Here is a 13,538-nt window from a genome sequence, read left to right on the forward strand (position 1 = left end):
CAATTAGGCTTGTTTGTTCTTGTCGTCTTCGGTTGAAAAGCCGGTCAGCGTCTTGCGCTCGTATTCCTGCACGAGGCTTGCGGCGAGGTTCAGGCTGTTGCCGTCGAGCGATGCCTGGACCCGTTCGGTGGCATCAGCGCCAGCCAGCTGGTCGGCGATGCCGATACCGCCGCTCTTTGAAATCACGTCGCCGATCTGTTCGGCCATCATGCTCTTCCAGATGTCACCGGCGTTGCCCTTGCCGAAGACGTTCTCGCTGTCGGTCGGCAGCATCGACTTCACGAAGTTCTGCAGCACCATGGCCTCGAACTTGCGATAGGTTTCCGGAATCTTCTTCTGTTCGACGCGGTTGTTGATATCGCCGAGCCCACTCGATCCCTCAGGCGAGAGATTGAGGACGTTGACGGCCGCGGCAAAGCCGTTGCCGTTTTCCGCGAGACTCGTCGCCTTGAACGCGGCGCGGTTGGCCTTCAGGCGCGCCTGCGCTTCCTGCACTTCGGCGGGGTCGGCGGCGCGCACGACATCCATCACCAGATCGCTGGGCGGAGAGATGGCCATGACGAATCCTCTCAAAATCGAGCCTGGGCATTGGTCGGACCGGGTTAGCTCCGCCATCGAAGCATCCCGGGAATGACGTACTATCGCCCGTCAAGCTTACCGGAAGCTGGCGCGTTGCCCGTAACGTGTTGATCGATCAGGTCATAGATGGAGTTGTCGGCCTCTTCGCGGTCCTCGGACTGGCGCGCCTCCTTCATGTTTTCCTCGAGCCGGTCGGCTTTCGCGCGCTCCCTCAGCATGCGGGCCTCGTGCGTTTGCTGGATGCCGTGCAGCATCTGGTCCTTCTGCACGAGCCGCCCGATCTGCGAGGAATAGTGGCCGGAAAACATGCGGTGCATCGGATGTGCCGACCCCATGGCGTCGACGACGACATCGATCGTCTCGGCCAGGGCTTCGCGCTGCCGCACCATCTCGACGTAGTCGGCCTCCGCCATCTGCTCCAGATGACGCTGGACCGCGACCAGGCGCTTGAGTTTCTGCGAGCGGGTCTTCATGCGGCTATCCTCCCTGCATGACCAGGGCGAAACCGTCGCCGAAGAGACGCAGCATGGCGGCGATGCCGAGATAGAGCAGGAACAAGCCCCCCATGATCAGATAGGGCTGCGAGATGAAGTAGATCGGGATCTGGGGTGCCAGCTTGTTCACCATGCCGATCGCCACGTTGAAAAGCAGGCCATAGATGACGAAGGGGCTCGCAAGCCTCAGCATGATCATGAAGGTCTGCGCCAGCGAATCCGTGAGCGTGATCAGCACCCCTTGCGGGTCGAAGGCGGTGCCGATCGGCATGGCGCGGTAGGATTGCACGATCGCCTCGATCATCACGTGATGGAAATCCAGCATGAAAAGTACCATCAGACCGGCGAAACTGATCAAGCTGGTCACCTGGTTTTCAGGCGTATCTTCGATCACGTCCGACGAGGGCGGCGAGGCAAAGCCCATCAACATGGTGATCGCCGTGCCGGCGAACTGCAGTCCAAGCACGTAGTAGCGGGCGACAAGGCCCATGACCACGCCGACGGCCGTCTCGGCGGCGATGAGGTAGATGTAGACGTGCCCCTTGCCCGTCACCTGCGGGTAAATGTCCGTCCACATGACGGGCAGGATCGCCATGGAAACCGCCACGGCGATGAACAGCCGCACCTGCATCGGAACGCGCGCGCTGGAGAACCCGGGCATGATCATGATGCAGCCGCCGATCCGGCAGAAGGCCGCAAACAGCGCCAGCACCGTGCCCTCCGGGTCGGTGATCATGAAATGGAGCCGATGATCTTGATCTCGAGGCCCTTGGCAAGCTCGACATGCGAGAGCACGGGCAAGGTGGCAAAGAGGCGCTCGATGATCATGCGCACATAAGAACGGGATTCGGGCGAACTTACCAGTACGAAGGGCATGCCGCGATCGAGATGTTCACGGATAACTTTCGTCGCCTGTTCGCTGAATTCTTCGAGGTGGCGCGGGTCGATGTCGAACTCGACGACCTCGCCCTTGGCGTCGCGCTTCAGCGCCTGATGGAAGACCATGTCCCACTTGTTGCCGAGCCTCAGCACCCTGAGGACCCCGTTGTCGGCGAGGTCACCGCAAAGCTGCTGCGACATGCGCACACGCACGTGCTCGACGATCTGCTCGGTCTTGCGCACATGCGGCGCGAGTTCGGCGACCGCTTCGAGGATCAGATGCAGGTTGCGGATCGAGACGCGCTCGGCCAGCAGCAGCTTCAGCACGGCCTGCAGGCCCGAATAGGACATGTGCGAGGTGCAGATCTCGTCGGCAAGCTTGCGGTATTCCGGATCGAGCCGCTCGATCAGCACCTTCACGTCCTTATAGGAGAGCAGGTGCGGCAGGTTGTTGCGGATCACTTCGCTCAGGTGCGTCAAAACCACCGAAACGTTGTCGATCGGATGGAAGCCCTCGCGCTTCAGATCCTCGGTAAAGGTCTCGAGGATCGAAACCGCCGGCATGCCGAAGGCGGGTTCGCGGATCTCGTCGCCAGGCACGCTCGGCCGGCGGCCGCCGCCGGTGACCACCAGGACTTCGCCGACGCGCACGGTGTTGGACGCGATCGTCGTGCCGTGAATGCGGATATGGTAAGCCTTGTCCGGGATGCTGATATCGTCGGACACCTTGATTTCCGGAATGACCAGACCGTATTGCCCGGCAAACTTGCGGCGCATCTTGCCGACGCGGAAGGCCAGTTCCTGGTGCGCGCCGAGCAAACGGGTCGAGACCTGCTTGCCGAGCAGCAATTCGATCTCGGCGGTCTTCAGCACCGACTTGACGGAGTCCTGCTCACCTTCCTTGGTCTGCTGGACTTTCGCCGCTTCCTCCGCGCGGCGGGCAGCGTTCGCGGCCTCGATCTGGCGCGGCACGAGCCAGCTCAGGAACGCCATGCCGCCGCCGAGAACGGCAAACGGCAGGAACGGAAGGCCCGGAACCACGGACAGCAGAATGATCAGACCGGAGGCGACCATCAGCGCCTTCGGATAGCCGCCGAGCTGGCCGACGACCGCCTGGTCGGTCGAGCCGGCGGTGCCGCCGCGCGAAACCAGAAGGCCGGCGGCGAGCGAAACGATCAGTGCCGGGATCTGCGAGACGAGACCGTCGCCGACCGACAGCTTGACGAAGACGTCGGCGGCTTCGCCGATCGGCATGCCATGGCGCAGATAGCCGATGATGATGCCGCCGAAGATGTTGATCGCGGTGATGATCAGGCCGGCAATCGCGTCGCCGCGCACGAACTTGGAAGCACCGTCCATGGCGCCGTAGAAGGAGCTTTCCTCTTCGAGCTCGCGACGACGGCGCTGCGCCTCCTTCTCGTCGATCAGGCCGGCCGACAGGTCGGCGTCGATCGACATCTGCTTGCCGGGGATCGCATCGAGGGTGAAGCGCGCGCCGACTTCGGCGATGCGCGTCGCACCCTTGGTGATGACGATGAAGTTCACGGTGATGAGGATGAGGAAGACGATCAGACCGATGACGAAATCGCCGGACATGACGAGGCTGGCAAAACCGGAGATGACGCCACCGGCAGCACCGTGACCCTCGTGACCGTGGGACAGGATGACGCGCGTCGTGGCGATGTTCAGCGCCAGGCGCACCATGGTCGAGATCAGCAAGATCGTCGGGAAGGACGAGAATTCGAGCGGGCGCTGGATCCACAGGGAGACCATCAGGATCAGCACGGAGAAGGCGATCGAGAAGGCCAGACCCATGTCGATGAGGAATGGCGGGATCGGCAGGAAGAGGATCGACAGGATCGCCACGATCCCGAGCGCGAAGCCGACGTCCCGGCCCTTCGGTGCCACTTTCGGGATGATCAGCGCTGCTTGTTGTGCCATGTCTCTTCCGTCTCATCATGAGATCAAGGCAGCATTCACACGCGCTGCCCCACTATAGAGACGGAGATAGCGATCCAAGCTTGCGCGAGGGTTTCACGCCGCCGCTTGAGAACAAGCTTCGGCGCTGCGGCATCAGAATCCGGACTGGATGCGCGAGAAGATGATGTCGGTGAAGATCGAGATCTGAGCGCCGATAAAGGGCGCGGACACGGCAACCGTGATCATCACGGCCAGAATCTTCGGGACGAAGGTCAGCGTCATTTCCTGGACCTGGGTCAGCGCCTGGATGAAGGCGATGACGACGCCGACAACCATGGCGGCGAGAACGGCGGGCCCCGAGGCCACGATCACGGTCCAGATCGCGGCCTGCACAATATCGAGGGCATCCGCCTCATTCATGGAGTTATCACTTCACCTTGACGCCCGGGCCGATAACAAGCTCCTTGCCGTTATCCAGCACCGCAATGATTCCGTCAGAGTATAGTTTCACTTCCTTAACCACGCCAGTGGTCTTGCCGTCTTCGCTGGTGACGGTGCGCCCGATGACGGCGTCGGCTTCGCTCAGCGACGTGCGCTGCAGCAGACTTTCAAGGTTCTTGTTGGTCTTGATCGTCTGCTCCACCTGCGAGAAGGTCGCAAGCTGGGCAATCTGCTGCGTCGCATCCATCGGCTGCGTCGGGTCCTGATTCTTCATCTGGGCGACGAGCAGCTTCAGGAAGCTCTCGTAGTTGAGCGATGCCTTGGCGGCGTCGCCGCCCGAATCCTGAGCCGAAACATTCGGGGTGTAGCCGTTGTTGCTGACGCCGCTTACCGCCATGGCGCGATCTCCTTGCGAATCTGCTCGACTGTCGCCGGCGTGATTTCCTGCGTGTTGAGAATGCGGTCTTCGATGGCGTAGAGGCCGCGGATCGCCTTCAACGCTTCGAAGGCGCGGCCGTTGGTGACGAGGCCGTCAACGCGCTTCAGCTCCGCCAGGACCTCTTCGTTCTTGAAGCAGTTCAGGAGCATGACGACCGACTTGCGGAACATCGTGGTCGACTGTTCGGCGCCTTCCGGATTGATGAGGATCATCTGCGCGATGAAATAGAGCTGCTTCAGCGGCGTCGTCGCGTCTTCCGGCTGCAGCACGTGGTTTTCGAGCAGGAACGTAACATCGTTCAGGAACTCGACCGCGACCTTCCGGTCCACGCGCAGCACCGCGCCGTTTACAAAAATCCGTTCGCCCGACTTCAGCGAAATACGCAGTGTGCTCTTCATTTCAGTCCATCCCTGATGATGGTGGTAATGTCAATTATGCCCTGGAAGTTGGAGGATTCGCGTTTGCGGATCTTTTCCGTCTCGTTGAGTATCCAGATGGCGATCGAAATCAGATTGGCGCGCAGCTCTTCATTCAGCTGGTTCTCCGGAGCGCGCAGATCCTCGATGAAACGGATCCACAGGCGCCGGGTAAAATAGATGGCCTCGATGGCCTCTCTCGAATACCCTTTCTGCTGTTTCGCTGCTTCCATGAGCGCGATCGAGCGATCGAGTACCTGCCGTTCTCGATTTTTGGAGTCGGCAACGCCGTCCTCCATAATCTCGGCATAGGAAAATTGGTACATTCAGACATCCTTCATGTTTGTCCGGCTCCCCACACTAGAGGAAATTGAGCAAGCTCATCTGCTGTAGTCGCGACGTTAGTGTATAGGACGTTTCCAACTGTACCTTGAGCATATTGATCCGGGTCGCGGTTTCCTCGACGTCGATACCCTCGAGGTCAGCCACATGGCTCTTGACGAGCTTGAGCTGATCTTCGATCGAGGTGTTCGCCTTCTTCACCCGCGATTCCCCGATGCCGAGCGAGCTGCGCTCGCCGTTGAGCGCGGCGATGCCCTTCTCGGCGTAGTCCAGCGCTGCGGTGCCGACGGCACCGCGCGCTGCGGGCGTGATGTTCTTGTCCATCAGTTCGGCGGAGATCACGCTTGCGAGCGCGAACATCCGGAATCCCCTGGTATTGGCGTTGGTCGAGCTTTCGATCACCTCGCTGGCGCTGATCCGGCTCGTCATGTTCTGGCTGGACGCGTTCGACCAGTTGGTGTCCCAGTACCCTCCCGGGGTCGTATCCATAAAGCTCGCTTCAAGTCCGGTGATGAACGTCGTCATCTGGGCGGCGGTGATCTGGTCATCGGAGGTGATGCCGTTGGCGGACTTGAACGTCGTAAACGCCGTGTCAAAAGCAGTCTTCGCCGCAGAGGTGGCGGTGTAGTCGGCGAAAGGCTTGGCGTCGGTATTGATGCCCGAAAACAGGAACTCGCTGTTGAAGGAGGTGTTGGCGGCCGCAGTGAAGGTCTGCAGCGCGCCCATGATCTCGGTCTTCTGGATCTTCAGCTGGCTTGCGGCATCGTTGCCCTTGTAGGTGACGAGCGTGTCGCGCACCTTCTCGGCCGCTTTCGCCATCGTCTCCAGCGCACCCTGCGAGCCGGAGAGGCGCTGGGTCACGACGGAGTTGGTGCTCTTCATCGAGTTCAGCCGGTCGATCTCGCGCTGAAGATTGAGCGAGCGCGACGCCGACGCGCCGAGCGTGAGGCCGACGTCATAGTGCCGACCGGTTGTCTGCTCCTGGGTCGCCTTCAGCAGGTCCATCTGATTCTGCGCAATCGTCATGCGCATGGCGGTCTGGATCGCCAGATTAGAAACGTAGGACGTCTTCATGATTACCTCACAGCTTCCATCAAGGCCGCCATCATGGCGTCCACGGTGCTCACCAGCTTGGCCGATGCTTTGTACGATTGTTCGAGATCGAGCAGCAGCGACAGCTCTTCATCGATGCTGACGCCCGTCTGCTTGCTGAGCGCCTCCTGGGTGCGCGACAGCATCGCCTTCTTGTTGTCGTCGGCGGTCGATGCGATCTTGCGGGTCTGCTCGAGCCAGCCGACCGACCCGGTCGCGAAATTCAGCAGGCTACTGGTGCCGTCGAGGCCGGTCGACGGGTCGAACGACATGTTCTCGCCCATCTTGTTGATGAAGCCATCGACAAGGCCCGTGTAGCCGGGGCTGGGATTTCCGGCACCGCCGGGGTTCGACACGACGCCGTTAAAGCCGCCATCGCGCAGCAGAAGCGGATTGGCCTTGGCCAACGCATTGACCGTGATCTTCGACGCCAGGCCGGGAACGACTGTTCCCGTCGACGGCATCGCCGCCAAAGCCGGATCCGTCGTAAACAGACCGGGCTTGTAGGGTATCGGGGTCGCTGCGCCAGGATCGCCTTCCTTGAAAAGTTCGATCAGGCCGCGCGCGATTTCGTCGAGTTGCGACTGGAATTTCGGTGCAATGTCATCGCGCAGTTGCACAAGGCTCGCGAGTTTGCCCTTGGCCGTGGTATCGGCGCCATTGCCGGGCGCGATCGGCACGCCGTCAACGAAAATCTTGTTGCCAACCGTCGCTGCGTCATAGGCCGTGGTCGGAGCGAAGGTAACCTTGCGCGCGCTGTTCTCGAAGAGCACCGTGCCGTCGGTGGTGAAGATCACCGTGTCGTTGTTGCCGCGGGTCACGGTGGAGATGCCGATGATCTCCGACACCTGCTTCAGGATCTTGTCGCGCTGGTCGAGCGCGTCGCTGGCGTCTTCGCCTTGAGCCGTGGCTTCCTTGACGGCGCTGTTCGCCTTCTCGAAATCGGCCAGAAGGCTGTTCAGCTTGTCGACCTCAAGCGCGATTTCCTTGTCGGCATCCTCGCGCAGATCCTGCACCGACCTGGAGGTCTTGTTGAGCGAGTTGGCGAGATCCTGCGCACTGGTGACGGCGGACGCCGCGATCGTCTTGTTGCCGGGAGTCGAGGCCAGGGTCTGCAGGCTCGTGCGGAACTCCGACAGCAGCTTCGACGGCGCCGTCTCGTAGTTGTTGCCGCCGAGCGCCGATTTCAAGAGCTCCAGTCCATCGCGAAGCCGGGCCTGGCCCGAGGCTTCGCCGATGCTGGCGATGCTCTGCTTGAGCAGCGCCTCGTTCTGGGCACGGTAGATGGATACGACCTGCGCGCCGTTGCCGGTGCTTCCGAGCAGCGCGAGGCGACGCGAATAATCCGCATTGCCCGCATTCGCGATGTTCTTCGACACGATCGCGGTCTGCTGCGCCGTGTTGCTGAAGGCCTGCTGTGCGATGGATATTGCGGAGGACAGCGACATGACGCGGACCGTATCTCTTTCAATTACCGTTTCAGGTTGACCAGCACGTCAAGCAGGTCCGAGGCGGTCTGGAACACCTTGGAGTTTGCCGTGTAGTTGCGCTGCGCCTCGATCATCGAGGTCAGTTCGTTGGCGATATCGACGTTGGAGTTTTCGAGCGCCTTGGACTTGATGTCGCCGAAGGCGCCGGAGCCCGCAAAGCCGGTGACGATGACACCGGAATCCGCGCCCTGGGTATAGACGTTGCCCGATTCCGGCTGCAGCTTGTCCGGGCTCTGCACGTTGGCGAGCGCGATGCGGAACTTCGGCACGAGGTTGTCGCCGTACTTGGCGTAGACGATGCCTTCCTTGTCGATCTCGAAGCCCGTCATTTTCGAAGGCTTGCTACCGTCGATGGTGCCACCATCGGTTTCGAATTTTTCGCCCGCTTGGGTCGTCTTGGAGAAGTCGATGCTCAGCGGGGCGAGCGTGGCGCCGCTACCGGCAAACGGACCGAGGGCAGCCGTCGACAGCGGTGCCGGGTTCGCCGGCGTCAGCTTGCCCGCGGCATCAAACGTCAAGGTCTGCGTTGCCAGGTTGGTGTTGGTTTGACGGTCGACGATCGTCAGGGACCACACGCCGTTACCGGCCTGTTTCGTATAGGTGAAGTCAAGAAGGCGCGAGTTGCCCTGGCTGTCGTATACGGAAAGCGACGATTTATGTTGGTCGCCGGTCGCGGCGTTACCTGGAAGGGTTGCCCCCATCGAGCCCTTGGTGGAGCCGGAAGCCACCACGCCGTCGTCCGCGAGCTTGACCGGCACCAGGCCGTCGAAACCGTTGACGACAACGGTCGGGTCGACGCCGGCCTTGTACTCGTAGCCCATCAGCGTGTAGCCGGCGGTGTTGACGAGGTTGCCGTTCTTGTCCGGCACGAAGGAGCCGGCGCGCGTCAGGAAGTTCTGACCACCATTGCCCGAGACGATGAAAAAGCCGCCGCCGTTGATCATCAGATCACTTGCCGAGGTCGTGTAGCTGGAGCCGCCCTGCTGGGAGATGCTGTAGCGCACCTGGGTCTCGACGCCGCCGGAATTGTAGTTGCCGCCGCCCGAAGGCAGGATCATCGACGAAAACTCAGTGGAGGCGCGCTTGTAGCCGGTCGTGTTGGAGTTCGCGATGTTTTCGGCGACGGTGCCCAGACGGTTCGACTGGGCGTTCATACCGGACACACCCGTTCTCATGCTGCCATAGAGACTCATATCGGATCCTCATTTCCTTGTTACGGCGACACTAGGAAGCGGGCCTTGCGTGAACCTGTCTTGGCTCAGCGCCCGCCCGCTGCGCGGCGCTCAGTTCCAGTCGATGCAGTAGCCAAGGAAACGCTTCGAATCGATCGGGTCGAAGCCGAGCTTCTTGCGCAGCTTCTTGCGCAGCTTGCTGATGTGGCTCTCGACGACGTTTTCTTCGACGTCCTCGTCGAAGATCCCGTAGATCGCGTTGAAGATCTGCGACTTGGATACGCGGCGGCCGCGGTTTGCGACCAAATATTCGAGGATGCGGCGCTCGCGGCGCGGAAGCGCAAAGACTTCGCCGTTGATCTCCGGGTCACGGCCGTCGGCGAAAACGCGGATCGGACCGATGTCGGTAAAGTTGGCGATCGCCTTCAGACGGCGGCGGATCGCAGCGACCCGGGCGAGAATTTCGCGGGGGTGGATCGGCTTGCGTACGACGTCGTCGACGCCGCAATCAAAGAGTGCAAGCGTGTTTTCGAGGGAGGGCGTGTCGCTCATCGCGATGACAGGCGCCATCGAGCGATCGCGGATGGCCCGCGGCAGCGTGAAGGTGGTGTCGCCCTGCCCGATCAGGAAAGCCTCTACCGCATCGATATCCGAATCAGCCGCCGCATTCACCCACTCTCCGAACTCGCGGGGATCGAACCCCGTCGAGGGAATACCTTCGCGCCCGAAGAGGGACGCGTACCCGTCCTTCACCAGCTCTCTTTCATCAACCACTACGATCATTCGCCCGCCTCCGAATCAGTATGGCTCCGCACTGATTGAGAGGTACGAATCGAGGGATTCATGAACAACTAGAGGAAGTTAATGGGTGGAATTAATAATTGATTAACTATGTTTCGCCGATTTGATCTATATCTAGTAGCACCCATCCCAAACCGACACTAAAATAATGTGGAAAAGTTAACGGACTACGACAAATCGCTTGCGGTCACATTGTCCGCGCATTGTCGCCACAATGCGGCAAACATGACGCTAATGCACTCATTGGTTGCTTATTGACAAAACTGCGTGGCGTTCGGCGTCCACTTGCCGTAGCCGGTCGCGACGAGATTCGCGATCACCCGGCAGACGTATTTTTTCTGCGCCGGGTCGTTGTTCGGGCCTGCGTGATAGCGCGCAACGGCCATCGTCCAGGTCTCGTGCCTGGCGTGGAGATTGGCCAGGAAGCGGGCGGCATACTCGACGTTCTTGCGCGGGTCAAGCATCTCCTGCGGCGAGCTGAAATGCTCGCCATGGAAGTAATAGTTGATCTGCATGCAGCCGAGATCGATGAGCTTGGCGCCCTGCGCACGGGCGTTGCCGAACTGGGCCAGAACGTCCTGCTCGCTGGTGCCGAAATAGGCCTTGCCCTCAATGTTCATCGCGTAGGGCTGAAGCGATCCCTTGCGGCCGGTTTCGGTCAGCCCGACCGAATAAAGGATCCCGGCCGGGACATCGTACTTCGCCGCCGCGCTGATGATCTCGCGTTCGCAGACGCCGGCGTCCGCGCTGGCGAAAGCACTACATGTAGACGTGACCAGTACGAGTGCGCTCAGTGCCGGCAGCCGTATCGTCCGTCCCGCCATTGCCAACCCACCTTTCCGCCGCCGAAGACTGGCTGTCGTCCTGTCGCTGCTGTCGTCCCTGGCCATTGCCATCGGCTCGGTCCCGCCCCTGCTGCCCGGCCTGGGCCTGGGGCTGCGAGGCGCCGCCCGACGACGTGTCTCCGCCGGAATTGAACACGATGTTCACCTGATCGACGGCAAAGCCCTGAGCACGCAGCGCCTTGACCAAGTCGTTCTGGTCGTCGCGCATCTGCCGGAAGGCGTCGCCGGTCTCGACCTTCAGCTCGACCTGCAGTTCGTCATCCTTCAGACGCAGCGTGGCGGTGACGAGGCCAAGCTCGATCGGATGGAGCTGGATCTTCAGGGTGTTGAGCGTCTTGCCCGCTTGCGTCCACGAACCCGGCTGGCCAAGTGCGGCGCTCGGCTGCAGCGACTGGGTGGCCGCCTCGCCCGCGATTGCATCGGCCACCGCAGTGGTATTCGGGTTTACCGAAATGCCGAGATACCGCCGGGCCTCGAGCACCGTGACATTCTCAGCCTTGGCAGAGGCCTGCGAACGGGCAGCTTCGAACGCCGCGTCACCATCCTTCGAGAGGCTCATGGAAACGGCCTGTCCCTTGCCGTCGGCCCGGGCGAAACGGAAGAGCCGATCGGGATCGTTCTCGCCCGGCTGCGCCTCGGCTTTCGCGCCATGCTCGCTACCGCCGGCAACCAGTACCGCGCCCTCGGCCTGAGCGCCGGCTGCCTGTTGGGCTGCCGCCGTCCGGCCCTGAGGCTGCGTCGCCTGAGCGCCGCCGAGCAGCGTCAGTAGGTCGTCCATTGCCGTCTGGGGCTGTTGGGTTTCCGCACCTTCGCCACCGGCGGTGACGTCGCCTTCGACCGCAGCGCCGTCCGCCGACGCCTTGCCAAGACCCTTTGAAAGCGTGGCAATACGCTCGGCGAGTTCGTCATCGACCGCCGCTTGCGCCAGATCGTCAGCCCCGGCAGCCATCTGCGCCGGATCGGTCTTGTCGGCGGCACGTTTACCGCCAACGCCGCGCTCAGCCATTGTGAAATGGTCGCGCAACGCGTGCTCTTCAAACTGTTCGTTGCGACCAAGGCTGATGCTGCGCGTCGCGACCCTGCCCGCGGCCTTGGCTATATTGTCCTTGTCGATCAACGCTCCCGCCTCCGCGTCGCCGCCGGCAGCGGCCTCGTTGAAACCTTTGCCCGCGCCTGGCTGATCATTCGTCTTTTGCCGTCCGGCATTGCTCACGGCATCTTCAAACGCGCCGGCCGATGCACCACCGACCTGCTCCTTGCCGCCCGTTCGCCCGCTTCCCTTGCCGGCAGGTGTCGGCGGCATGCGCAGGGTGTCGTCAAGAACCCTCATCTGTCTTCTCCCTTCAGGAGCGCGTCGATTTCGTCGATCTTCGAGCGTCCTTTCGCCACGAAGCCATCGTGCTCCGGGTCCCCCACCTCATCAGTGCTGGAAATTGCCACGGCCGTCGGCGCAACCGCCGGGGTCTGCCCGCTTCCGAAGGGGCTCATGCCGCTGCCAGTTCCCTCGCGCGCGGCCGATGCATCCGCTTCAACCGGTCTGTCGGGTTTAGACGCAAACGCTTGCGTGAGGCTGTCATCGGCCGGCGGCCTGACGACGGCATCGGCTACCGCCTTTGCAGCGTCGCGCAAGGCACGGTCGCGCGCCGAAAGCTCCGCATCCGATATTGCCGCCAGGCTTGCCGTCGCGGCGAAGACGTCATTGGAGGGTACCGCAGCCAGGCCGGCATAGAAGCTGGCAAGCAGTTTCGGCTGCGTCGCGCCGTCCGCGCCCAGCGCCTCTGCGCGTTCCGAGGCCAGCTTCGCGAGCTCTTGCTTACCGGCGATCGCCGCGCGGCGAGCGACGCGAAGAAAGACCTCGCGCTGTCGCGGCGCATCCATAAAACCGAGAATCTCGGAGATCCGCTGCTGCGCGTCGCCATCGAAATGGGCAACGGCGAGTTCGACGAAGACGTCCGCGAACTGGCTGGCATAGGGGGATGTCAGGTAGCGGCGGGCATAGGTCAGCGCATAGCGGAAACCCTTGTCCGCATCGCCCGCCTGCACCGCCAGGAAAACCGAGCGACGCAGCGCCGCCTCTTCGATGATCGTGCCCGGAGCCGCAAGCCGGGCCCAGTCGTAATACTTCATCGCACCCACGGGATCCTGCTGCGACGTGGCGTTGCCGAGAATGAGGTAGAGATAGGCTCCGATGCGGGCGTTGCGGTATTCGGGTGCGGCCTTGGACAGGGTCTCGACGATCAGGCCGCCCTTGCCGCCCAGATATTGCCTCAGCGCGTCGGTGACGCGGGAATCGAAGTTGCCGGCGACGTCATGATCCGAAAGGTACTTCAGCGTCTCCGGATTGCCGCCGCTCATGGCATAGACCAGCGCCGCATCGACGTTGCGCGGGTCGCGGAAGACGGTCGCGTCGGCCGCACGCAGGCGCTTGTCGATGGCGCCCAGCATGAAGCGCTGCATTTCGATTGCCGAATGGTCGCCAAGGACGACCGAATCCTGCACATATTGCAGCGACCGGATCATCTTGAAGGGAGCGAGTTCCTCGATATCGTCCGCCCTGGCGCCCCCTGTTGCAAACGGGGTCGCCAGCACGCAGCAGGCCATCAGAGCGGATCGCAGGCGTCTTAGCAT

15 protein-coding genes are annotated in these 13,538 nt (G+C 61.9%); all 15 read right to left on the reverse strand.

Annotation, left to right across the window (positions count from 1 at the left end; translation table 11 throughout):
- Nucleotides 1–3: 3 nt before the first annotated feature.
- The 15 genes from XB14_RS14715 to motC all read right to left on the reverse strand — a co-directional run bounded on the left by XB14_RS14715 (nt 4) and on the right by motC (nt 13,538).
- Nucleotides 4–558 carry a rod-binding protein gene (locus tag XB14_RS14715; protein ID WP_077962336.1) on the reverse strand — a complete coding sequence of 185 codons (555 nt, stop codon included), beginning with the start codon at nt 556–558 and terminating at the stop codon, nt 4–6.
- Nucleotides 559–638: 80 nt separating this feature from the next.
- Nucleotides 639–1,052 carry a hypothetical protein gene (locus tag XB14_RS14720; protein ID WP_077962337.1) on the reverse strand — a complete coding sequence of 138 codons (414 nt, stop codon included), beginning with the start codon at nt 1,050–1,052 and terminating at the stop codon, nt 639–641.
- A gap of 4 nt (nt 1,053–1,056) precedes the next feature.
- Complete coding sequence (gene fliR / locus XB14_RS14725) at nt 1,057–1,809, reverse strand: flagellar biosynthetic protein FliR (RefSeq protein WP_077962338.1); 753 nt, start codon at nt 1,807–1,809, stop codon at nt 1,057–1,059.
- On the reverse strand, nt 1,806–3,893 hold the full coding sequence (gene flhA / locus XB14_RS14730; RefSeq protein ID WP_077962339.1) for a flagellar biosynthesis protein FlhA: 2,088 nt from the start codon (nt 3,891–3,893) through the stop codon (nt 1,806–1,808). Before flhA ends, fliR begins: the two co-directional genes overlap by 4 nt.
- A gap of 132 nt (nt 3,894–4,025) precedes the next feature.
- On the reverse strand, nt 4,026–4,292 hold the full coding sequence (gene fliQ / locus XB14_RS14735) for a flagellar biosynthesis protein FliQ (RefSeq protein WP_034800750.1): 267 nt from the start codon (nt 4,290–4,292) through the stop codon (nt 4,026–4,028).
- Nucleotides 4,293–4,299: 7 nt separating this feature from the next.
- Complete coding sequence (gene flgD / locus XB14_RS14740; RefSeq protein WP_034800748.1) at nt 4,300–4,710, reverse strand: flagellar hook assembly protein FlgD; 411 nt, start codon at nt 4,708–4,710, stop codon at nt 4,300–4,302.
- Complete coding sequence (flbT, locus tag XB14_RS14745; RefSeq protein WP_077962341.1) at nt 4,701–5,150, reverse strand: flagellar biosynthesis repressor FlbT; 450 nt, start codon at nt 5,148–5,150, stop codon at nt 4,701–4,703. The genes flgD and flbT overlap by 10 nt, the downstream gene beginning before the upstream one ends.
- Nucleotides 5,147–5,494 (reverse strand): flagellar biosynthesis regulator FlaF, encoded by a 348-nt coding sequence (gene flaF / locus XB14_RS14750; protein ID WP_034800744.1) that lies wholly within the window; start codon nt 5,492–5,494, stop codon nt 5,147–5,149. Before flaF ends, flbT begins: the two co-directional genes overlap by 4 nt.
- Before the next feature lie 34 nt (nt 5,495–5,528).
- Complete coding sequence (locus XB14_RS14755) at nt 5,529–6,584, reverse strand: flagellar hook-associated family protein (RefSeq protein WP_077962342.1); 1,056 nt, start codon at nt 6,582–6,584, stop codon at nt 5,529–5,531.
- A gap of 2 nt (nt 6,585–6,586) precedes the next feature.
- Nucleotides 6,587–8,050: a flagellar hook-associated protein FlgK gene (gene flgK / locus XB14_RS14760; RefSeq protein WP_077962343.1), complete on the reverse strand. Its 1,464-nt coding sequence runs from the start codon at nt 8,048–8,050 to the stop codon at nt 6,587–6,589.
- A 23-nt stretch (nt 8,051–8,073) separates the two neighbouring features.
- Nucleotides 8,074–9,285 (reverse strand): flagellar hook protein FlgE, encoded by a 1,212-nt coding sequence (locus XB14_RS14765; RefSeq protein ID WP_077962344.1) that lies wholly within the window; start codon nt 9,283–9,285, stop codon nt 8,074–8,076.
- Nucleotides 9,286–9,375: 90 nt separating this feature from the next.
- Nucleotides 9,376–10,047, reverse strand: coding sequence for a transcriptional activator Rem (rem, locus tag XB14_RS14770; RefSeq protein WP_077962345.1), 672 nt, complete (start codon nt 10,045–10,047; stop codon nt 9,376–9,378).
- A gap of 269 nt (nt 10,048–10,316) precedes the next feature.
- Nucleotides 10,317–10,889: a transglycosylase SLT domain-containing protein gene (locus XB14_RS14775; protein ID WP_143348389.1), complete on the reverse strand. Its 573-nt coding sequence runs from the start codon at nt 10,887–10,889 to the stop codon at nt 10,317–10,319.
- Nucleotides 10,825–12,240: a flagellar hook-length control protein FliK gene (locus XB14_RS14780; RefSeq protein WP_077962347.1), complete on the reverse strand. Its 1,416-nt coding sequence runs from the start codon at nt 12,238–12,240 to the stop codon at nt 10,825–10,827. The genes XB14_RS14775 and XB14_RS14780 overlap by 65 nt, the downstream gene beginning before the upstream one ends.
- On the reverse strand, nt 12,237–13,538 hold the full coding sequence (motC, locus tag XB14_RS14785) for a chemotaxis protein MotC (RefSeq protein WP_077962349.1): 1,302 nt from the start codon (nt 13,536–13,538) through the stop codon (nt 12,237–12,239). The genes XB14_RS14780 and motC overlap by 4 nt, the downstream gene beginning before the upstream one ends.

Source organism: Ensifer adhaerens (genome assembly GCF_002007205.1).
GTDB classification, from domain to species: Bacteria; Pseudomonadota; Alphaproteobacteria; order Rhizobiales; family Rhizobiaceae; genus Ensifer; species Ensifer adhaerens_D.

What these genes read in the sequence shown, in the direction of transcription:
- rem (WP_077962345.1), bottom strand. Translation starts at nt 10,047, where the DNA reads ATGATCGTAGTGGTTGATGAAAGAGAGCTGGTGAAGGACGGGTACGCG.
- flbT (WP_077962341.1), bottom strand. Translation starts at nt 5,150, where the DNA reads ATGAAGAGCACACTGCGTATTTCGCTGAAGTCGGGCGAACGGATTTTT.
- flgK (WP_077962343.1), bottom strand. Translation starts at nt 8,050, where the DNA reads ATGTCGCTGTCCTCCGCAATATCCATCGCACAGCAGGCCTTCAGCAAC.
- XB14_RS14755 (WP_077962342.1), bottom strand. Translation starts at nt 6,584, where the DNA reads ATGAAGACGTCCTACGTTTCTAATCTGGCGATCCAGACCGCCATGCGC.
- XB14_RS14720 (WP_077962337.1), bottom strand. Translation starts at nt 1,052, where the DNA reads ATGAAGACCCGCTCGCAGAAACTCAAGCGCCTGGTCGCGGTCCAGCGT.
- XB14_RS14775 (WP_143348389.1), bottom strand. Translation starts at nt 10,889, where the DNA reads ATGGCGGGACGGACGATACGGCTGCCGGCACTGAGCGCACTCGTACTG.
- flhA (WP_077962339.1), bottom strand. Translation starts at nt 3,893, where the DNA reads ATGGCACAACAAGCAGCGCTGATCATCCCGAAAGTGGCACCGAAGGGC.
- XB14_RS14765 (WP_077962344.1), bottom strand. Translation starts at nt 9,285, where the DNA reads ATGAGTCTCTATGGCAGCATGAGAACGGGTGTGTCCGGTATGAACGCC.
- XB14_RS14715 (WP_077962336.1), bottom strand. Translation starts at nt 558, where the DNA reads ATGGCCATCTCTCCGCCCAGCGATCTGGTGATGGATGTCGTGCGCGCC.
- flgD (WP_034800748.1), bottom strand. Translation starts at nt 4,710, where the DNA reads ATGGCGGTAAGCGGCGTCAGCAACAACGGCTACACCCCGAATGTTTCG.
- fliR (WP_077962338.1), bottom strand. Translation starts at nt 1,809, where the DNA reads ATGATCACCGACCCGGAGGGCACGGTGCTGGCGCTGTTTGCGGCCTTC.
- flaF (WP_034800744.1), bottom strand. Translation starts at nt 5,494, where the DNA reads ATGTACCAATTTTCCTATGCCGAGATTATGGAGGACGGCGTTGCCGAC.
- fliQ (WP_034800750.1), bottom strand. Translation starts at nt 4,292, where the DNA reads ATGAATGAGGCGGATGCCCTCGATATTGTGCAGGCCGCGATCTGGACC.
- motC (WP_077962349.1), bottom strand. Translation starts at nt 13,538, where the DNA reads ATGCTAAGACGCCTGCGATCCGCTCTGATGGCCTGCTGCGTGCTGGCG.
- XB14_RS14780 (WP_077962347.1), bottom strand. Translation starts at nt 12,240, where the DNA reads ATGAGGGTTCTTGACGACACCCTGCGCATGCCGCCGACACCTGCCGGC.